Origin of the sequence: Methylomonas koyamae (assembly GCF_006483455.1) — a bacterium.
Lineage (GTDB): Bacteria > Pseudomonadota > Gammaproteobacteria > Methylococcales > Methylomonadaceae > Methylomonas > Methylomonas koyamae_B.
Map to the genome: position 1 here is coordinate 1 of NZ_PPPU01000039.1, position 21,158 is coordinate 21,158.

15 protein-coding genes are annotated in these 21,158 nt (G+C 59.8%); 8 read left to right on the plus strand and 7 right to left on the minus strand.

Annotated features, from left to right (window positions below):
- The first annotated feature begins 45 nt into the window (after nucleotides 1-45).
- Complete coding sequence (gene bluB, locus C2U68_RS17810; RefSeq protein ID WP_140913818.1) at nucleotides 46-702, plus strand: 5,6-dimethylbenzimidazole synthase; 657 nt, start codon at nucleotides 46-48, stop codon at nucleotides 700-702.
- Entirely contained in the window at nucleotides 692-2,173 is a 1,482-nt protein-coding gene (locus C2U68_RS17815; protein WP_140913819.1) for a cobyric acid synthase, read from the plus strand. The genes bluB and C2U68_RS17815 overlap by 11 nt, the downstream gene beginning before the upstream one ends.
- Here the strand turns inward: C2U68_RS17815 and C2U68_RS17820 are convergent.
- The 6 genes from C2U68_RS17820 to C2U68_RS17845 form a co-directional block, all read right to left on the minus strand.
- Nucleotides 2,162-6,790 (minus strand): EAL domain-containing protein, encoded by a 4,629-nt coding sequence (locus C2U68_RS17820; RefSeq protein ID WP_140913820.1) that lies wholly within the window; start codon nucleotides 6,788-6,790, stop codon nucleotides 2,162-2,164. The genes C2U68_RS17815 and C2U68_RS17820 overlap by 12 nt on opposite strands.
- A 65-nt stretch (nucleotides 6,791-6,855) precedes the next feature.
- A complete protein-coding gene (locus C2U68_RS17825; protein WP_260839392.1) occupies nucleotides 6,856-7,524 on the minus strand; it encodes a tetratricopeptide repeat protein in 669 nt (222 codons plus the stop codon).
- A gap of 81 nt (nucleotides 7,525-7,605) precedes the next feature.
- On the minus strand, nucleotides 7,606-8,079 hold the full coding sequence (locus C2U68_RS17830) for a CYTH domain-containing protein (protein WP_140913822.1): 474 nt from the start codon (nucleotides 8,077-8,079) through the stop codon (nucleotides 7,606-7,608).
- Between the two features lie 159 nt (nucleotides 8,080-8,238).
- Nucleotides 8,239-8,718, minus strand: coding sequence for a signal peptidase II (gene lspA, locus C2U68_RS17835; RefSeq protein ID WP_140913823.1), 480 nt, complete (start codon nucleotides 8,716-8,718; stop codon nucleotides 8,239-8,241).
- Entirely contained in the window at nucleotides 8,711-11,542 is a 2,832-nt protein-coding gene (gene ileS / locus C2U68_RS17840; RefSeq protein WP_140913824.1) for an isoleucine--tRNA ligase, read from the minus strand. Before ileS ends, lspA begins: the two co-directional genes overlap by 8 nt.
- 227 nt (nucleotides 11,543-11,769) lie before the next feature.
- Complete coding sequence (locus C2U68_RS17845; RefSeq protein WP_140913825.1) at nucleotides 11,770-11,979, minus strand: hypothetical protein; 210 nt, start codon at nucleotides 11,977-11,979, stop codon at nucleotides 11,770-11,772.
- Between the two features lie 109 nt (nucleotides 11,980-12,088).
- Between C2U68_RS17845 and C2U68_RS17850 the strand changes: the two genes are divergently transcribed.
- A complete protein-coding gene (locus tag C2U68_RS17850; protein ID WP_140913826.1) occupies nucleotides 12,089-12,691 on the plus strand; it encodes a nitroreductase family protein in 603 nt (200 codons plus the stop codon).
- A 34-nt stretch (nucleotides 12,692-12,725) separates the two neighbouring features.
- Nucleotides 12,726-14,099 (plus strand): diguanylate cyclase, encoded by a 1,374-nt coding sequence (locus C2U68_RS17855; protein WP_140913827.1) that lies wholly within the window; start codon nucleotides 12,726-12,728, stop codon nucleotides 14,097-14,099.
- Between the two features lie 6 nt (nucleotides 14,100-14,105).
- On the opposite strand, the gene C2U68_RS17860 is transcribed toward C2U68_RS17855, so the two are convergent.
- Nucleotides 14,106-15,164 (minus strand): TIGR03790 family protein, encoded by a 1,059-nt coding sequence (locus tag C2U68_RS17860; RefSeq protein ID WP_140913828.1) that lies wholly within the window; start codon nucleotides 15,162-15,164, stop codon nucleotides 14,106-14,108.
- A gap of 310 nt (nucleotides 15,165-15,474) precedes the next feature.
- Here C2U68_RS17860 and C2U68_RS17865 point away from each other — a divergent pair, with 310 nt between their 5' ends.
- The 4 genes from C2U68_RS17865 to C2U68_RS17880 form a co-directional block, all read left to right on the plus strand.
- Nucleotides 15,475-16,995 carry a fumarate hydratase gene (locus C2U68_RS17865; protein WP_140913829.1) on the plus strand — a complete coding sequence of 507 codons (1,521 nt, stop codon included), beginning with the start codon at nucleotides 15,475-15,477 and terminating at the stop codon, nucleotides 16,993-16,995.
- A 194-nt stretch (nucleotides 16,996-17,189) separates the two neighbouring features.
- Nucleotides 17,190-18,593 (plus strand): efflux transporter outer membrane subunit, encoded by a 1,404-nt coding sequence (locus C2U68_RS17870; protein WP_140913830.1) that lies wholly within the window; start codon nucleotides 17,190-17,192, stop codon nucleotides 18,591-18,593.
- A complete protein-coding gene (locus C2U68_RS17875) occupies nucleotides 18,590-19,756 on the plus strand; it encodes an efflux RND transporter periplasmic adaptor subunit (RefSeq protein ID WP_140913831.1) in 1,167 nt (388 codons plus the stop codon). The genes C2U68_RS17870 and C2U68_RS17875 overlap by 4 nt, the downstream gene beginning before the upstream one ends.
- On the plus strand, nucleotides 19,753-21,158 hold a 1,406-nt coding region (locus C2U68_RS17880), incomplete at its 3' end, for an efflux RND transporter permease subunit (protein ID WP_140913832.1). The genes C2U68_RS17875 and C2U68_RS17880, both read left to right, overlap by 4 nt.

The window sequence follows — 21,158 nt, forward strand, 5'->3', positions numbered from 1 at the left end:
GGTGGAGTTGGTCGAAACCGCCGTGATTGTCGCCGCCGCATTTTGATGACGCAGTCGCCTTACCGCTTTTCCGAGCCGGAACTGAACGGCGTCTACCGCGCTATCGCCGAACGCCGCGACATGCGCCATTTCCTGGATCTCCCGGTCGATCCGCAAGTCCTGACGCGCTTGCTGCAAGCCGCGCATCAGGCCGGCAGTGTCGGCCTGATGCAACCCTGGCGGTTTTTGCGGATCAGCGACCGCGAACTGCGCCGGCAGATCCATGAGCTGGTGGAAGCCGAGCGCCGCGCTACCGCAGAGGCGTTAGCCGAACGCCACGACGAATTCATGAAGCTGAAAGTGGAAGGCATCCTCGATTGCGGCGAGCTGTTGGTCGTCGCGTTGCCGGACCGGCGTGAACGTCACGTCTTCGGTCGCCGCACCCTGCCGGAAATGGATTTGGCCTCGGCCTCTTGTGCGATCCAGAATCTGTGGCTGGCGGCCCGCGCCGAAGGTCTGGGCTTGGGCTGGGTATCGTTGTTCGAGCCGCAGGCGCTGGCAAATTTGTTGAACATGCCGGCCGGCAGCCGGCCGATAGCGATTTTATGTTTGGGCCACGTCGCCGAGTTTTACCCGAAGCCGATGCTGGAATTGGAAAATTGGGCCGCGCCGCAGCCGTTGTCGGCATTCGTTTACGAAAATAGCTGGCCCGATGACACCTAAGTCGCCGTTTCCGGCCTTGATGGTGCAGGGCACCACCTCCGATGCCGGCAAAAGCACGCTGGTCACGGCCTTATGCCGTTACTACCGGCGCCAGGGCGTCAGCGTAGCGCCATTCAAACCGCAAAACATGGCCTTGAACAGTGCCGTGACCGTAGACGGCGGCGAAATCGGCCGGGCCCAGGCGGCCCAGGCGGCCGCCTGCGGCTTGCCGCCGCATAGCGATATGAATCCGGTATTGCTGAAGCCCAATTCCGATACCACGGCCCAAGTCATCATCCATGGCAAAGTCCTGCAAAACCAGTCTGCGGCGCAGTACCACGACTATAAAAAAGTAGCGAAGCAAGCCGTGCTGGAGTCGTGGCGGCGCCTGACCGAACAATACGCGATGGTCATCGTCGAAGGCGCCGGCAGTCCGGCCGAAATCAATTTGCGCGCGGGCGATATCGCCAACATGGGCTTTGCCGAAGCGGTGGATTGTCCGGTGATTTTGATTGCCGATATCGACCGCGGCGGCGTGTTCGCCCATCTGGTCGGTACGCTGGAATTGCTGTCCGACAGCGAACGGCGGCGGGTGGTGGGATTCGTTATCAACCGTTTCCGCGGCGACATCGGTTTGCTGCAGCCCGGCCTGGACTGGCTGGAAACCAAAACCGGCAAGCCGGTGCTGGCGGTGTTGCCTTATCTGCACGACTTGTACCTGGAAGCGGAGGATGCGCTGTCCACCCGCCATGCTGCAGCCGACGCCGGCGGTTTTCAGGTGGTCGTGCCGCACCTGCCCAGTTTCAGCAACCATACCGATTTCGACCCGCTGCAATTGCATCCCGGCGTCAAAGTCAGCTTCGCCAAGCGGCCGGACCAGGTCGACGGCGCCGATCTGGTCGTACTGCCGGGCAGCAAAGCGGTGCGTAGCGATCTGGCGCAATTGCGCGAGCGCGGTTGGGATGGTTTTATTCGTCGGCATTTGCGCTACGGCGGCAAATTGCTGGGCATTTGCGGCGGTTTCCAGATGCTGGGCCAGACGATCGCCGATCCGCTCGGTCTGGAAGGCGCCCCCGGCCAAGCCGAAGGGTTGGGCTTGCTGGATATGGCGACCGAGTTGCAAGCCGAGAAATGCCTGAAGCGCACGGCCGGCCGTTTTTACCGGCTGAATACACCGGTGGCCGGCTACGAAATCCATCTCGGTATCAGTCGCGGTCCGGCCTTGTCCAGTCCGTTATTCGAGCTGGCCGACGGGCCGGACGGCGCGATTGCCGCCGACGGCCAAGTCGCCGGCAGTTACCTGCACGGCCTGTTCGATTTGCCGGAAGCCTGCGACGCACTGTTGGCCTGGGCCGGGTACAGCGCTAACCAGGCCGTCGATTTCAATGCGCTGCGCGAGGCCGGGATCGAGCGTCTGGCCGATTGCCTGGCCGAACACTGCGATTTCGCCAAGCTGGAAGCCGGCGTCCGCCGGTTCGGTTCAGAACGATAGTTCGCAATGCTCCAGTAACTGGACGATCTCCAGATTCACTTCCAATAGCTGTTTAAACTGCTCGGCAGCTTCCGCGTTGCGGCCCTCTTGCCGGTTACGCCAAATCAATTGCGCCAGCCGGTGTTGCTGCTGTTGCGCGCGTTCCAGCTGCTCCAGTAATTGCCGATCGACGTTGCGTTCGTTTTTCTGCCGCTCCAGCCAGCGGCCGAGGTGCGATTTTTTGGCCGTGGCAACCGGCCAGCGCGGTTTGATGTCGATAGCTTCGCCGTGCAGGCATTGCTCCAGCCGGCGCAACCAGTATTGCTGTTGCAATTTCAGCAATTCCAACTGTCTGTGCCAGGCGCTGCGCTCGGTTCCGGCGCAACGGCTCCAGGCCGGTGGATGGCGGTAATTGGCGACCCAGCCCAACACGGCGTCGGCCGGCATCGGCCGGGCAATGCCGTAGCCTTGGGCGACGCTGCAGCCCAAGTCGATCAGAAACACGCCGTGTTCGAGGTCTTCGACGCCTTCCGCCACCGCCTCGCGTTTAAAGGCTTTGGCGAGTGCGATCACGCTCTCGACGATGGCCATGTCGTCCGGATCTTCGATCATGTCGCGGACGAAGCTCTGGTCAATTTTGACGGTGTTGATGGTCAGGTGGCGCAGATGGGCCAGTGATGAATAGCCGGTGCCGAAATCGTCCAGCGCGCAGGGTATGCCCAATTCGTGGTAGCACTGCTTCAAGACTTCGCCGACCGAAATCAAATCTTCCAACACGCTGCTTTCCAGCACTTCCAGTTCCAGTTGCCGGGACGATAGCTGCGGGAATTCGGCCAGCAGCGTCTCCAGATTCTTGATGAAATCCGGCCATTGCAGATGCCGCGGCGAGACATTGACGCTGATTTGCTGGTTCAAGCCTTGTTCGCGCCAGCTTTGCAATTGGATGAAGGCCTGACGCAGCACCCAGTTGCTGACGTCGATTTCCAGCGGCGTATTTTCGATGATCGGCAGGAATTCGGCCGGCGGCAACAGGCCGCGCTCGGGGTGGCGCCAGCGAATCAACGCTTCCATGCCGACGATCTCGCCCGATTTCAAATTGACCTTGGGCTGGTAATACAGGCGGAACTGATTTTGGGCCAAGGCTTGGCCGACTTCGGCCAAAGCCTGTTCCAGCCGGCTGGGGCGCTGGCTGTAGCCGCTGCTCGGCTGCGGCAGATGTTCGTACAATTTGAAGCGGTTGCGGCCTTCGAGCTTGGCCTGGTACATGGCCTGGTCGGCATGACGCAGCAGGATGTCCGGGTCTTCCATATCCAGCGGGTAGACCGTCACGCCGCTGCTGGCGGCGATACGCACGTGGCGTTCCACCAATTCGAACGGCTCGGCCAAGGCCTGGTGAATCCGGCTCAGCGTGTCTTCGCATTGTTGGATCGATTGCAGGTTCTCGAACAGCAAGGCGAATTCGTCGCCGCCCAGGCGGCAGACCGTGTCGCCTTCGCGCAGATTCATCTTGATGCGTTTGGCGACCTCGATCAACAACTGGTCGCCGGTTTCGTGGCCGAAATGGTCGTTGACCTGCTTGAAGCCGTCCAGATCCAGGTAACACAGCGCCAGCAGCGAGTCGGCGCGCTTGCTGTGGGCGATGGCCTGGGCAAATCGGTCGGCAAACAGCGCGCGGTTCGGTAACTGGGTTAACGGATCGAAATGCGCCAGTACTTCCAGTTCCTGCTGTTGCTTTTTGGTTTCGGTGATGTCGGAAAACAAGCCAATGTAATTGATGACCGCGCCGGATTCGTCGCGCAATGCCGAGACCGTCAGCAGCTCGGCGTACAAGTCGCCGTTCTTACGCCGGTTCCAGATTTCGCCGCGCCAATGGCCGTTTTGGCTCAGGGTTTGCCACATCTGCGCATAAAACTCGTTGGACTGGCGGCCGGATTTGAGAAACCGCGGATTCCGGCCGATCGCTTCGTCGCGGCTGTAGCCGGTGATTTCGCTGAACGCGGTGTTGACGTCGATGATCAACGCATCGACATCGGTAATCATGATGCCTTCGTGGGCATCGGAAAATACCCGCGCCGACAGCCGCAGTTTTTCCTCGGCTTTTTTACGTTCGCTGATATCCTGGACGATACCGCGCATCCGCACCGGTTTGCCGGAAGCGTCGCGTTCGGCCTGACCCACCGAGCGCATCCAGCGCCGCTCGCCGCCGTTACCTTGAATCCGGTACTCCACCTCGTATTTGGCACCGGTTTCGATATGGCGTCGCGTCGCTTCAATCAATAAAGGCCGGTCTTCCGGGTAAACCACGGCCAGAAAATCGGCCCAGGTATGAATGTCTCTGACCGGAAACCCCAATTCGGAGGTGACGATCTCGGACCAGAACTGGCGGTTGGTTTGCAAATCCGATTCCCAAATGCCGACGCCGCCGTAGAACTGGCTGATACGAAACCGCTCTTCGCTTTGCTTCAGTGCCAGTTCGGTTTGCTTGCGTTCGGTAATATCTTGCACCAGGACGACGAAGCGGTCGTGACCGGCTTTGTAGCTGTCGATGGCGTACCAGCGGTCGATCTGCGCCACATGGTTTTCGAAGTGTTTCGGTTCGCCGCTGATGTCCAGGCCGTCGAAACTGTTGATCCAGGCCGCTTCGGTTTGCGGCAACACCTGTTTGACGGTCTTGCCGATCCAATTTTCGCGGCCAAGGCCGGTCATTTTTTCGAAAGCGGGATTAATGTCCAGGTAACGGTAGTCGACGATTTTGCCGCCGGGATCGCGAATCACCTGGTGCAGTGCAAATCCGAGAGACATGTTGGTGTACAAGCGCGCCAGATCGGCTTCACTGGTTTTGCGGGCCCGGATCTCGCGGCGTAACCGGTAAACCCAGTAAAAGCAGAACAGCAAAGCCAATAGCAAGGCCAGCGCCGGTTTGGCCAAGGTTTTCAGGTCGGCGCCGGTGTCGGCCTGGATTCCCAGCCAGCGGTTGGTGATCTTGTCGCGTTCGGTTGGCTCGATCGCCGCCAAAGCTTTTTCCAGCAAACTTAACAATTCCGGGTGCGCTTTGGTCACAGCCAGCCGACTTTCGCCGACGTAGCCGGTCTGGCCGAGGATGCGCAGGTTGGACAGGCCTTGTTGTTTGATGATGAAGCTGGCGGAAGCGGCATCGCCGATGTATGCGTCAACTTTGCCCTCGTCCAATAGTCGCAGGCAGTCATTTACCGAACCGGCAACCGTCAGTTGCAAGTTCGGATCGTCGCGTTTAAGCAACTCCTGGACGAAATAGCCCTGTTCGACGGCGATCCGCCGTCCGGCCAACATATGCAGCGACGTAATGAAGCCGTGGAATTTGTTGCCGATAACGACGGCCGGCATCGACAGATAGGGCTCGGTGAAGGATAGATATTGTTCGCGTTCCGGCGTCTTAAGCGCTGCGGCGACGGCGTCGAGTTCGCCGCGCTCGACCATTTCCATTATCTCTTGCCAGGTCTTGTTCTGCACCGGGACGAACTGGATACCCAACCGCTTTTCGATCAATTGCAGAAAATCCGGGACAGCGCCGGTGTAGCGGCCTGCGGCGTCCAGGGTTTCATAGGGTGGTAAGTTCCGCTCGACGCCGAGCCGAATCGTCGGATGCTTGTTCAGCCAGATGCGTTCGGCCTCGGTCAAGGAGATGCCGTTCAAGCGGCCGCCGCTCAGAATGAAGCCGTCCAGCTGTTTCGGATTCAAGCTGGGCATTGATTTCAGATCGGAGAATATTTCCGCAACCCGCTGGAGCCGTGCCGCCTCGATTTGGCCGAGCGGAATCGTGTCGGCCTGAATCCGTTTGCGGGTTTCCTCGGCTTCGAACCGGAGTTGTCCGCGGCTGAGCCTACTGTGGTATTTGCTGCGGATTAGTTCGATAACGGCGTCCGGATGCTCCAGTGCATATTGCCAGCCTTTCAAACTGGCGCGGCGAAACCCCTCGCTGCGGCCGGGATGCTTTTCCAGTTCGGCCTGACTGGTAAACAGGATGTCGCCGTAAAAATCGATGCCGTAGTTTTGCGGTGAGATCAGATTGAATTTGATCCCTTTTTGGCGCAAGCCAAAGGGCAGGTCAGTGACGTAGCCGGCCATCACATCGACTTTATTGCGGATCAAGTCCGAGTCGGCAAAGTTGTGGGCTATTTTTTGAAGCCGGGTTTCGTCGAGATGGGCCTCGGCCAACAGCGCGCGGATTTGGGCGTTGTTTTCGCCGGCCAGATCGTACATGACTCTTTTGCCGGACATTTCATAGGGGCTGAGGATGCCGGAAGATTGCTTGCTGAACAACGCCAGGGCGTCGTGCTGGAAAATGGCCGCCAAGGCGACAATCGGTTTGCCGTTGGCGTACCGGACGACCAAGCCGGAGTCGCCGATACCGTAATCGGCTTGGCCGGAAACGACTTGTTCGACGAAATCCTGCGCAGGATCGCGTTCACGGATCTCGACCTGCAAGCCTTCCTCGGCATAGTAGCCTTGTTCGAGCGCGGCGTAATAGCCGGCGAATTGAAACTGATGAAACCACTTAAGCTGCAGTGTTACCGGCTCCGGCGCCTGCCCGGCAGCGAGGGCTGCGGCATTGAACGACACGGCAAAAACCGTTGCCAGCCGAATAAAGCTTTTTGTCATGGGGCGGCACGCCGGAATGAAAGTAGGGTTATTCTACATCCAAAAATCGAACGCCCCAGCCGGTTTTAATCGGCGCTGTAGGTCGCGGTCGTAAATATCGCTTGAAATTTATTTTTGCCGGTATTCGATTTTCGTTGTTGCGTATTGGTCAGGGCCAGTTTGGCCTCGTTCTGCAATTGGCTGTCGGCAAAATACTGGTTTTTGCGTAACGGTGCTTGCACCGCTTTACGCAAATATTCTTCCGCTTCGGCGCTGCGGTCTTGCTGCAGTAAATAATCGGCGTAGAAATAATTGGCGTCAATGCCGTTGGGATTGATTTTCAGGCTGGCCTTTAACATTTGTTCGGCCAATTGGTTGTCCCCGAAAGAAATGGGCCAGCCGGGCGCCATGTAATACAAGGTGCCCAGCGTGACATAAGCGGCGCCATCCAATGCCTCGGGTTGCAATGCAATCGCTTCTTCCAACAAGCCTTTGGCAGCCCTCAGGCTAGCCAATGCATCCAATGACGACTGAAATTCGGCGTTGGTGGCGATGATGGTTGCTTGCCAGATTTTCGGTTCGGCGGCGCGCGGAAAGCGTTTGCCCAACTCGGCCGCTTTGTCGATCAAAGCCGGATAGGCTTTGCGCTGTAAGCTCTCGTCGTTCTGGTAATACACCTTGGCCCACTCGCCCTCCAAATTGTCGATGGCATGGGTCAGCTCCGACGCCCAGATCGGGGTCGCGAAAAGTATCAAAAAAACAACAACAGTAGCTTTGCTCATACAGAAAATATAGAGCATTGCACCTCGCTTTTCAATACTTCTCGTAAATTATTGTTATTTATCCCAATCCTTGAACGGATTTTTTGCCAAATTATTGTTGTAATAGCGCAAATCGTCCGTCACTTCCTGGCCAAGCCAGGTCGGTTTTGCAAAAGATTCGCCAATTTGCGACAACTCGATCTCAGCCACGATCAAGCCTTGATTGTCGCCGAGGAATTCGTCGATTTCCCACAGATGCGGCTCGCGGCGCACGAAATGGCGGACTTTTTCAATCACCGGCTTATGGCAGAGCTCGGCCAGCAATTGCTCGGCATCGGCCAACGGAATCTCGTATTCGAATTCGAGGCGATGGGTTCCGATCGTCGCGCTTTTAATATTCAACCAGGCTTGGCTGTCGGAAATCCGTACTCGGATCGAGCTGAGCGGACTCCCGCTCAGATAGCCTTGTTTGTATAAAACCGAATCCTCGACTTCGTCACGCCAAGCGTCGTTAGCCAATAAAAATTTGTGTTCCACTTCGAGCGCCATGCTGTGTTTCCTCGCGGCAAAAGCGACATGATAATGGCTGGGAGCGGACTTTTCAGGACTTCGGGGGTGAGCCGGGCGCAGACGCCGACTCGGGGCAGGCTGAGGCAGATGGAGGGCGCGCCGCCGAATTGCCGGGCGGCGCATTGGAACTGTTGTGGATTATGCCGGCGAATCGGCGCTTTTGCGGCCGACGCCGAAGCTTTCCAGCAACATCAGGCCGACGCCGATGCAAATCGCCGAATCGGCGATATTGAACGCCGGCCAATGCCAGTTTTGGTAATAAACGTCGAGAAAATCGATCACGTAACCGTAAGCCACCCGATCGATCAGATTGCCGATCGCGCCGCCAAGTACCAGCGACAAGGCCCAGGCCATCAGGGTTTCATATGGTTTCAGTCGGTACAACCAGACGCCGATGATGCCGCTCATCACCACTGCCAGCCCGGCGAACAGCCAGCGCTGCCAGCCGCCGGCCTGAGCCAGAAAACTGAAGGCTGCGCCGGTATTGCGGGCGTAAGTCAGATTGAAATTCGGCAGCAACGGAATCGATTCATAGAGTTGCATCGTCGCGTCGACCGTCAGTTTGCTGGCTTGGTCCAATATCAGCACCAGCGCCGAAACCCAAAGCCACTTAAGCATAACGACGGGTCTCACCATTGCCGGCCACGTTTTCCACGCAACGGCCGCACAACTCCGGATGCTCCGGATGCTCGCCGATGTCGTAACGTTGGTGCCAGCAGCGCACGCATTTTTGCTGCTCGGATACTCTGACCTTTATTCTCAAACCGTCGATATCGGTCGCAACCGCATCGTCCGGGCAGAACTGCATATCGGAAACGCCGGCATTGGAAGTGATGAAAATAAAGTGCAACTCTTTGCCCAGTTTGTTCAATTCGGCGCCGTAAACTTCGTTGCAATACAAATCGACTTCGGCATTCAACGATGCGCCGATCGCGCCGTCTTTGCGCAAGGCTTCCAGCTCCTTCGACACCGCCGCGCGCACCGCCATGACCCTGTCCCAGGTGTCGCGGTTGATCGCGGCATCGGCTTCCAGCGGAAACAAGCCTTGGTACCAGGTTTCCAGGAATACCGACTCGCCGCGCTGGCCGGGGATGAAGTGCCAGATTTCGTCGGCGGTATAGCTGGTGATTGGCGCCAGCCAGCGCACCAGTGCCTCGACGACATGGTACATCGCGGTCTGGCCGGAACGGCGCGCCAGGCAATCTTCCTTGGCGGTGTACTGGCGGTCCTTGACGATGTCCAGGTAAAAACCGCCCAGGTCGATGCTGCAGAAATTCAACACTTTTTGATAGATGACCTGGAACTGGTAATCGTCGTAGGCCGCCTTGATTTCTTCCTGCAACTGCCAAGCTTTATCCACCACCCAGCGGTCCAGCGCCAGCAAGTCGTCCTTGCCGACCAGATGCCGGGCCGGATCGAAGCCGTCCAGATTCGCCAATAAAAAGCGCGCGGTGTTGCGCAAGCGGCGGTAGGCATCGGAGGTGCGCTTCAGAATCTCGTCGGACACCGACATTTCGTAGCGGTAGTCGGTGCTGGCCACCCACAAGCGCAACACGTCGGCACCCAGCGATTTCATCACCGTCTGCGGCAGTACCACGTTGCCCTTGGATTTGGACATTTTCTTGCCTTCGGCATCGACGGTGAAGCCGTGGGTCAGCACCTCTTTATACGGCGCGACGTCGTTCATCGCCACCGAGGCCATCAACGACGACTGGAACCAGCCGCGGTGCTGGTCGGAACCTTCCAGATACAAATCGGCCGGGAAGCGCAATTGCTCGCGGCGCTCCAACACGGCAGCATGAGTGACGCCGGAATCGAACCAGACATCCAGCGTATCGGCGACTTTTTCGTAGTGCTCGGCGTCGGCGCCCAGCAATTCGGCCGCATCCAGCTCGAACCAGGCATCGATGCCTTGTTGCTCGATGCGCTGCGCGACTTGCTCGATCAATTCGGCGCTACGCGGGTGCAGTTCGCCCGTCTCTTTGTGGACGAAAAAGGCGATCGGCACACCCCAGGTACGCTGGCGCGAGATGCACCAGTCCGGGCGGTTGGAAATCATCGCCTCGATCCGCGCCTGGCCCCAGTCCGGCACCCAATCGACGCGTTTGACTTCGTTCAAGGCGGTATCGCGCAAACCGTTCTTTTCCATCGAAATAAACCACTGCGGCGTGGCGCGGAAAATGATCGGGGTTTTGTGGCGCCAGCAATGCGGATAGCTGTGCAGCAAGGCGTGGTGGTGCAGCAAGCGGCCGCGCTCGCGTAACACTTCCAAGACCTTGTCGTTGGCGCTGAATACGTGCAGGCCGGCGAATAACTCGGTACCGGGCAGGAACACGCCGTTGCTGCCGACCGGGTTGTCGACCGGCAGGTCGTATTTCATGCCGACCACATAGTCTTCCTGGCCGTGGCCGGGCGCGGTATGCACGGCGCCGGTGCCGGCGTCGGTGGTAACGTGGTCGCCGAGGATGATCGGCACCTGCCGGTCGTAGAACGGGTGCTGCAACAACAGGCCTTCCAGCGCGTTGCCCTTGCAGTAGCCGACGATGTGGTGCTCGCCGATGCCGTAACGCAATACCGCATCTTTTAATAATGCTTCAGCCAGCAACAGCCGTTCGGTTTGGCCGTCGATTTCGCATTGCACCACCGCGTATTCCAGTTCCGGATTCAAGGCCACCGCTTGGTTGGCCGGCAGTGTCCAGGGCGTGGTGGTCCAGATCACCACCGACAGCGGGCCTTGGCCTTCGCGATCGCCGGCATGATGGCACTTTTCCATGAAGGCATGCTCGTCGACGACGGCAAAACGCACGTCGATCGCCGGCGAATGCTTGTCCTCGTATTCCACTTCCGCTTCGGCCAGCGCCGAGCCGCAATCGGTACACCAATGCACCGGTTTGAAGCCCTTGCTCAGATGGCCCTTGGCGGCGATTCGGCCCAGGGCGCGGACGATGTCGGCCTCGAACGCGAAATCCATCGTCAAATAAGGATTGTCCCAATCGCCCAATACGCCCAAGCGGATGAATTCTTCTTTTTGAATGCCGACCTGTTTCTTGGCGTAGGCGCGGCACTCCTTGCGAAACTCGGCCGGCGATACTTTGACGCCGGCTTTGCCGACCGACTTTTCCACCATCAATTCGATCGGCAAGCCGTGGCAGTCCCAACCCGGCACGTAGGGTGCGTCGAAACCGGCCAGGGTTTTGGATTTGACGATGATGTCCTTCAACACCTTATTCACCGCGTGGCCGATGTGAATCGCGCCGTTCGCATACGGCGGGCCGTCGTGCAGAATGAATTTGGGCCGGCCGGCGCAAGCCTCGCGAATCTTTTGATACAGTTGGTTTTCGTTCCACTGTTTCAGCATCTCCGGTTCGCGCTGAGCCAGATTGGCTTTCATCGCAAACTCGGTCTTGGGCAGGTTCAGGGTTTGTTTATAATCGATGGTCATGGTGTTTTCTGCGTAGCATTCCGGCGCGTAATCGCCGACACCGGCCGCTGAAGCCGAACGCTTGCGCCGATTTGCCGAACGGTTTAATAATGGTAAACGCGCGATTCTAGCACCAACCGGCAAGCGCTATAAAGCGCCGGCTGCGCGAAGCAGGGAACCGTAATGGCGAGGGTAGAGCTTTGCAGTGCCGCCGATCGGTATTTTCGGCGGCGGATGATGGCGGCGGTTTAGGCCCGGTTACGCAGCCAGTACAGCCCGTATACCGCGCCGATCAGCAGGCTGACGCCGATTGCCGCCAACGGGTGGTCGTATTCGGAAGCGCTTGCGGAGAACACTGTCTCGAATGGCAGCAGGTTTGCCGCCCAAGAACGCCCCGGTCCGGCCGCGGCGGCCAGTGCGCAAATGCTGAATAACCACCACAGGCTTTTTTTTGGCATGATACCGCTCCCGGTTGAATTTATTGTTATAGTTTTGATTCGCTATCATGTTAGCGGCAAAACCGGAACGCGCAAACCTTTTTTTCATTCCTGATTTCGGGTGATCCTTATGCATAGAAAACCAGCCCAAACCGCGGTCGAAATTAACGGCTTGATCGCCGAACGCTGGAGCCCGCGCGCGTTTGCCGCCGACCAACCGGTCAGCCGGCGCGATCTGAACGCTTTACTGGAGGCGGCGCGGTGGGCGCCGTCCTGTTTCAACGACCAACCCTGGCGATTTATCGTGTGCGACAAATTCAGCGACGGCGAGGCCTGGCAAGTCGCGCTGGCCGCCGTTGCCGAAAAGAACCGGTTATGGGCGCAAAACGCGCCGGTGTTGCTGCTGGCAGTAGCCATGAATAATTTTAATCACAACGGTAAGCCGAACCGTTGGGCAGCCTACGATACCGGCGCGGCCGCGTTGAGCATCTGCTTGCAGGCCACGGCGTTGGGTTTGGCGGCTCACCAAATGGGCGGTTTCGATGCCGATCTGGCCCGGCAAAGTTTCGGTCTGCCGGATGACTGCACGCCGATGGCGATGATTGCGGTGGGCTATCCGGCGGACGCCGCGATCCTGCCCGAGGATTTTCAGGCCGGAGAGCGCGGCGAACGCAGCCGGGCGGCTTTGGAGCAGCGCTTCTATTGCGGACACTGGGGCAAAACCTTCGACTAATCCGTACTCTTAACATCCAATCCGGCGGTTCGGCATGTTGGTGAAATCTGCAAAAACATCGTATGCGCGGAGCCTGATCGAGGCCAGTCTCGATCCGTTGGTCACCATCAGCGCCGACGGTAAAATCATGGACGTCAACAGCGCCACCGAAAAAGTTACCGGCGTGCCGCGCAAGGAATTGATCGGCAGCGATTTCTCCAACTATTTCACCGATCCGCAAAAAGCTCGCGACGGCTACCGTCTGGCGTTTTCGCAAGGCAAGGTTACCGATTATCCGCTGGCGATTTGCCACGTTTCCGGCAAGATTACCGAGGTGCTGTACAACGCCTCGGTCTACCGCGACGAAGACGACAATATCGCTGGTATTTTTGCCGCTGCCCGCGACATTACGGCCTTGAACAAGGCTCAGCGCGAATTGGAAGCGGCGATCTTGCACATGCAATTGGTCCGGGAAATGACCGATTTGCTGCAGAGCTGCCAGAAAATGGACGAAGCCTATCCGATCATGAAGGCAGCGTTCGTCCGCCTGTTCCCGGAATCCAGCGGCGGCCTGTACATGCTGGACGCCGCCGGCAATTCGTTGGTACTGGAAGACTCTTGGGGCGATACCCGGCTGGAAGCGGTATTCAACCCTGACGAATGCTGGGGCATGCGCCGCGGCCGTATCCACATCGCCCGTTGCGGTAATTCGATCAATCCCAGCTGCGGCCACGTTTGCTCCGAATCCGTTCCGTATCTATGCATCCCGTTGTTGGCCCACACCCGCGGCCTGGGATTGATCTATATCGAGCCCCGTTTCGCCGATCCCAACGGCGACGACATTGAACGCACCCTATCTATCGCCGAAGCGGCGGCAGATAGCGCACGCTTGGCTTTGGCCAATCTGACCTTGCGCGAAGAACTGCACGAATTATCGATCCGCGACCCGTTGACCGGCTTGTTCAATCGCCGCTTTCTGGAGGAGGTGCTGGATCGGGAAATCTTGCGGATGGGGCGTAGCAACAAAATGTTGGCCGTGGCGATGATCGACATTGACCATTTCAAGGTTTTCAACGACAACTACGGCCACGATGCCGGCGACGAAGTTTTGACCAAAACCGGCCAATTGATGAACGGCTTTCGCGAGGGTAGCGACATCGTTTGCCGCTACGGCGGCGAGGAATTCGTCGTGGTTACTTCGGAAGTGGATCCGGATAAAATTTTGCGCCGGCTGGAGCGTTTACGGATGGAAGTGGAGCATCTGCATGTCAAGTTCGGCAATCAGCAACTGCCGGAACTGAGCGTCTCGATCGGGGTGGCAATTTTTCCGGATCACGGCAGCAACCGGACCGAGCTGCTGAACCGGGCCGACCAGGCGCTGTATGTCGCCAAGGAAGCCGGTCGTAACCGGCTGATCGTAGCCGGCTAGCGGCGGTCAAGTCTTCGGCCGGTAGGCGAACGGTTTGGCCAGCGGTTCGCCGACAAATATGCCTTGTCCCGGCTGCTGCACGCTCTTCCAGTACGCTTCGATCAAACTGCTGCCGCGCAGGTAAAAATACAGTACCACGCCGGGATTCGGAAACTTGGCCGGAAAATTACACGGTTCCACCACCGCGCCGTAGCTGGCCGTGGCCCCGGCGCTCAGCCATTCGGTGATGCTCATTTGGCCGCCGCCGGATAGCACTCCGCCGGTCGAAGTTAAATGATCGGCGATTGCCCCCGGTAGAAACCGGTTATCGGCCAGATGCGGTACATGGGTCAGGCCGGTGAAGTAAAACATCACGTCCTGGCGACCGCTGATGTAGTCCTGCTCCAGGTAATGCACCGGCCAAAAATTCTGCAGCGCCTCGGCCACTTTCGGAAAATTCTGGGCGCGGGAGCTGCGCGCCTTGTCCGAAGTTTTCAGTAAATATGCCGCACCTTGCGGATGCGAATAATCGGCAGCGACGCCGGTATCGATCAATTTCTTGGCCTCTTCGAAGGTTTTGCCGGCCACCGCCATCGTCGGCCGCCAGGCGTGGGCCTTAAACGGTTTGTCGGTTTCGGAAGTGAAATAGGGGCTGTTGCGCGTGGTCTGGCAGCCTTTGGCGCAAAACGCCGGATCGTAACCGGCCGCGAATGCCGTCGTGATCGACATGCAGTCCACCCGAAACGGCAGCAGCCAAGTCAAGGCATACGCCTGCACGTGGGCGGGGGTTTTGGCGTCGACCTGCTGTTTCAAGGCTTCGAAGGTACGTTGCGACATCACCGCCTGCCGCGGCGGAAACTGCAGATGGATGATTTGCTCGGCCGGAATTTGCCGCTGCTGGCTGTAATATTCGCCGATCTGCCGGCTCAGCGGATCGGCATCGTTGACGATCACCGCCAGATCGTGGCCGCTTAGGGCCGGCGCCGGGCGGTACAACGGCGAAATCGCCTCGGCCTGCACGCGGCCGGGCAAGCAGGCCAAGGCCAATATCAGCCGCAACAATTGAAACGGTTTGGCGTTGAACACTCGATTCTCCTCTAGAAAAGGGCTGCCCGGTCCGATAAGCCGGCGGCCGGTCAAACCCCGAGCATAGCCGACGCGGCCTCGATTTCAAACCTGGACGCGGCCGATTATCGATCCAATCGCCAATATCGCCTGTGCCGCTCCATTCCGGCTAGCGGCAGGCCGCGATTTTGCCGACCGGCAGCGCTGCGGTTTCAAGTACAATCCGGGCTTCATTGCCGCGGCCGCTTGTGCCGCATCGTCCGCAATCGGGAACGATCGCCGCCTGACGCCGTAGGCGCAACGGCGATTGCCCGCCAAGCCGAGAGCCATTATGACTACGATCCGCCAAGCCGACTTCATTCAGAGCATCGCCGATGCCTTGCAGTTCATTTCCTATTACCACCCCAAGGATTTCATTGATGCGCTGTACGCCGCTTACCAGAAAGAACAGAGCCCGGCGGCCAAAGACGCAATGGCGCAGATTCTAATCAACTCCAGGATGTGCGCCGAAGGCCGGCGGCCGATTTGCCAGGATACCGGCATCGTCACCGTGTTTTTGAAGATCGGCATGGACCTGCGCTGGGACGCCGAATTGAGCGTGACCGAAATGGTCAACGCCGGCGTGCGCCAGGCTTATCTGCATCCGGATAATGTGCTGAGGGCATCCATCCTGTCCGACCCGGCCGGCAAACGTATCAATACCAGGGACAACACGCCGGCGGTGGTACATATGGAACTGGTGCCGGGCGACAAAGTGGACGTGGAAGTCGCCGCGAAGGGCGGCGGCTCGGAAGCCAAATCCAAGTTCGTCATGTTGAACCCGGCCGACAACATCGTCGATTGGGTGTTGAAAACCGTGCCGACCATGGGGGCCGGCTGGTGTCCGCCGGGTATCCTGGGTATCGGTATCGGCGGCACTGCCGAAAAAGCCATGATTTTGGCCAAGCAGGCCTGCATGGGCTCGATCGACATTCAGGAACTGATCGCCCGTGGGCCGTCCAATGCGATTGAAGAACTGCGCCTGGAGCTTTACGACAAAGTCAACGCACTGGGCATCGGCGCCCAAGGCTTGGGCGGCCTGACCACGGTGCTGGACGTGAAAATCCTGGATTACCCGACCCACGCCGCCAACAAGCCGGTGGCGATGATCCCCAACTGCGCCGCGACTCGCCACGCGCATTTCGTGTTGGACGGTTCCGGGCCGGCCATCTTGACGCCGCCCAAACTGTCGGATTGGCCGGCCATCACCCAATCGGCCAGCACCGCCCGTCGCGTCAACATCGACGGCCTGACCAAGCAGGATGTTGCCGATTGGCAGCCCGGCGAAACCCTGCTGCTTAGCGGCACTTTGTTGACCGGCCGCGACGCCGCCCACAAACGCATCGTCGATTTGCTGAACAAAGGCGAGCCGTTACCGGACGGGGTCGATTTAAAGGACAAATTCATTTACTACGTCGGCCCGGTCGATCCGGTGCGCGAGGAAGTGGTCGGTCCAGCCGGCCCGACCACCGCGACGCGGATGGACAGCTTCACCGACACGGTGCTGGAACAGACCGGCCTGCTGGGCATGATCGGCAAATCCGAACGCGGCCCCAAAGCCATCGAGGCCATTGCCAAACATAAAGCCGTGTATTTGATCGCGGTCGGCGGCGCGGCTTATCTGGTATCCAAGGCCATCAAACAGGCGCGGGTCGTGGCGTTTCCGGAATTGGGCATGGAAGCGATCCACGAATTCGTGGTCGAGGACATGCCGGTCACCGTGGCGGTAGACAGCCGCGGCGAGTCTATTCACAACAGCGCACCTAAGCTGTGGCAAGCGAAAATCGGCAAAATCAAGGTGGTCGCGGAGTAGGTAAGTCGCGCGCAAGCGCCTGACTTTACCGGGCGGACTCGGTGCCGGCGGCCGGTTGGAGTTCCCGGTATATACGGCATATGCCCTATTTTTTGGCAAGCCGGTGGGGATTTTGACTTTTGAAACGTCTTAACTGAAGAGGCCCTGTAAGCAAAGGGCCGCCGCACTGTCCAAAACCGTTCATTCATCGACGCATGCCCTTACCCCGCAAACCGGCCTCGACTTTAACGCTCTGCGCTGGGCTGGTTGCGGCGGCGTGCGCTTGCCAGCCGCTACCGCCCCGCGATCCCCAGGATCTCGCCTTTGCGACGCCGCCGCAATGGTCGGAACAGCCGACGGCGCCGGAGCAGTCGCTCATGGCGTGGTTGGATCGCTTTGCCGACGCGCAATTGACAGCGTTAGTGGCCGATGGTCTGGCCGGCAATTTCGATCTGCAGGTCGCTGCGGCCCGTATCGATGCGGCCCGCGAACAAGCGGTGGTGGCCGGCGCCGGGCGTTGGCCGCAAGCTTATTTCAATCCGGGTTACCAACGCAGCCGCGATCTCGGCGTCGAATCCGGCCGCTTTGCCGCGCTATTCAACTTGAGTTGGGAGCTGGATGTCTGGGGCCGGATCAAGGCCGGACAGCAAGCCGCCATCAGTAACGCCGCCGCAGTCGCCGACGATTATCGGGCGGCCCGGCTCTCGCTGGCGGCGAGGATTGCTCAAGCTTATTTCGCCCTGGCCGAAGCCCGCTTGCAGGCTCATGTTGCGGCGCAATCGGTCCACGACCGCGGCGTGATCGTCGATCTGGTGCGCGGCCGATTTAATAGAGGTTTGACCCGCGGTCTGGATTTGCGGCTGGCATTGACCGATCTGGCGAATGCCCAAGCCCAACTGGCCCAAGCCGAAAACGACGTGCAATTGTTGGCGCGGCTACTGCAAACCCTGCTCGGCCGTTATCCGGACGGCCGGATCGCTCAAACCGCGGCGAACGACCCAGCCGGCCAGACGCCGCACAGCTTGCCGGAGCCGCCGCCCGGTCTGGCTGCCGGATTGCCGGCCGAGCTGATGCTGCGCCGCCCCGACATCACTGCGGCTTTCCAACGCTTGCAAGCTGCCGACTCCGGCCTGGAAAGCGCCGAAAAAGCGTTATTGCCGCGGCTGACGTTAACGGCTGCCGGCGGCAGCGCCAGCCCGGCCCTGGCCGAAATTGTCGATCCGCGCGCAGCGGCCTGGAACTTGGCGGCCGGCCTGGCTCAACCCTTGTTCACCGGCGACCGTTTGCAAGCCGAGATTCGCTTGAATCAGGCCCGAGTTCGCGAGGCCTATCAACAATACCAGGGCGTGGCGTTGAACGCGTTCCGCGAAGTCGAACAAGCCCTGGCCGCCGAAACCCGCTTGCGGGAGCAGGAACAGGCGCTACGCGAGGCCGTCGAGCAAACCGAAGCCAGCCGCAAGCTGGCGGTGTATTCCTACCAGCAGGGCTTGATCGAAATCTTGACCCTGCTGGACAGCTACCGCAGCACCCTGAACGCGCAAAGCGCGCATCTGGCGGTGCGGCGGCAATTACTAGCCAATCGCATCAACTTATATTTGGCCTTGGGCGGCCCGGTGTGAACGAAAAATCCCGTTGGTTACAAATCATCTTGCCGGCTGCGGTGTTGAGCGCGGCCGTTGGTGCGGCCTGGGCCATGATCGCCTTGCGGCCGAGCAGTTTGCCGGCGCCGGCCGAGCCGCCAATCCCGCGCGTCGAGGTCGTCAGGGCCCAACCGCAAACCTTGCAAATGAACGTGCATTCGCAAGGCGTGGTTGCGCCGCGCGAAGCGATCGATCTGATCGCCCAAGTCTCCGGCAAAGTCGAGCAGATGCATCCGGCGCTGGTGTCCGGCGGTTTTTTCAAGGCCGACGAACTGTTGGCGACGATAGACCCGCGCGACTACGATTACGCCATCGTCGCGACCCAGGCCGAGATTGCCGAAGCCAAACGGGTACTGATCAACGAACGCGCCCAGGCCGAACAGGCGCTGAGCGAATGGCAGGCATTGGGCCAGGGCGAAGCCAGCGATCTGGCCTTGCGCAAACCGCAACTGGCCGAAGCCGAAGCCAAATTGCAGGCCGCCGCAGCCGATCTGGCCAAGGCCAAACTCGACCGCAGCCGCTGCGAGATCCGGGCGCCGTTTTCCGGCCGGGTGTTGAGCAAGCAAGTCGGCCGCGGCCAGTTTTTGCCGGCCGGCGCGACGATCGCCAGGATTTACGCCAACGACATCGCCGAAATTCGGCTACCGGTCGGCATCAATGAATTGGCCTTTCTGGATTTGCCGCTGGGCCAAGCCGGCCGCGCGGCGCATTGGCCGGCGGTGACCTTGAGCGCGGAGGTGGCCGGCCAGCCGCAAACTTGGCGCGGGCGCATCGTCCGCAGCGAAGCCGAGCTGGACAGCAGCAGCGGCCAGTTGTTTCTGGTCGCCCAAGTCGAGCAACCCGATCACAGCCGCGACGGCGCCGCGCCGTTGTTGAGCGGCTTGTTCGTCCAAGCCGAAATCGAGGGTGTAGCCCGCGCCGGGCTGTATGCCTTGCCGCGTAGCGCGTTGAATAATCTGCAGCAGGTCAAACTGGTCGATGCCGAGCAGCGCTTGGTGTTCCGCGACGTCGAGATCCTGCGCAGCGAGCCGGACCGGGTCGTGGTCAAGTCCGGTTTGCAGGCCGGCGACCGGGTGGTGGTTTCGGACCTGCCGCTGCCGGTGGCCGGCATGCGGGTCGAAGCGGCGCCAAGCCAACCATGAGCAGCGCGCCCGGCGCGGCCCGCCTGGGCGGGGTCTTAGCCTGGTTTGCCGGCAATCCGGTCGCGGCCAATTTATTGATGTTGCTGATCCTGGCCGGGGGCGTGATCGGCATGTTGGACGTCGACAAGGAAGTGTTTCCGCGCTTCAGTCCGCATCAGATCGAAATTACCGCCGTCTTCCCCGGCGCCGGGCCGTCCGAAGTCGAGGAGGCGGTGTGCATCCCAATCGAAGAAGCGATTCAGGACTTGCCAGGCATCAAGCATTTGCACGGCGAAATCCAGGGCGACACCTGCCTGGTCTCGGTCGAAATCCGCCCCGACCGGGACCGAGAACAAATGATGGCCTTGCTGCGAGCCAGGGTTCAAGCGATTCCGCGCCTGCCCAAGCAACTGGAACAAATCGACGTGCTGCCGGCCGACCGCAAGGACGATGACGGCGTGATCTGGGTGGCGCTGCACGGCGCTACCGACGCCTTTAAGCTGCAGCAATTCGGCGACCGGATTCAGCAGCAATTGTCGACGATACCGGGCGTCAGCCGGGTGCGCAATTACGGCGAACGCAATTACGAGATCGGTATCGAAGTCGCGCCGGAACAAATGCGCAAGTACCAGCTGACGCTGGACGAGGTAACCCAGGCCGTGCGGGCGGCGTCGGTCGATCTGCCCGGCGGTCTGGTGCGCAATCCCGACGGCGAATTATTGTTGCGGGTGGCCGGCCGGGCCAAGGATGCCGACGCGGTCGGCGCGCTGGTCGTTAAGACTTTGCCGGACGGCAATCGGCTGCGGCTGGACCAAATCGCCACGATCCGCGACGGCCTGGAGGAGCGCCTGTACGACTGGCGCCACAACGGCGAAACCGCGCAAGGCTGGGAGGTGCATACCGAACGCGACAGCGTGGCGGTGGCGCGCAAAGTCAAATCGGAAATTGCGGCCATGCGCGCCGGCCTGCCGGAAGGTTTGCGTTTGATTACCTGGTGGGACGATTCCCAGGCCTACGACGAACGCATCGGCACCTTGCTCGAAGACGGCTTGAGCGGCTTTTTGCTGGTGTGTCTGGTGTTGACGCTGTTCCTGAGGGTACGGGTGGCGCTGTGGGCCGGCGTCGGCATTTTTACTTCGGTGCTGGGCGCGTTCTGGCTGATGCCGGCGCTGGATATTTCGCTGAACATGCTGTCCTTGTTCGGCTTTTTGCTGGCGATGGGCGTGCTGGTGGACGATGCGATCATCATCGGCGAAAGCGTGCACAGCCGCCAGCTCGAAGGCGGCGAAACCCCGCTGCAAGCCGCGGTCAACGGCGTGCGCGCCGTGGCCTTGCCGGTCACGCTGTCAGTGTTGATCGTGTTGGTGGCGTTTCTGCCGGGCTTGTATTTGCCCTGCCCAGCCCGGCAAATACAAGCCCGGCA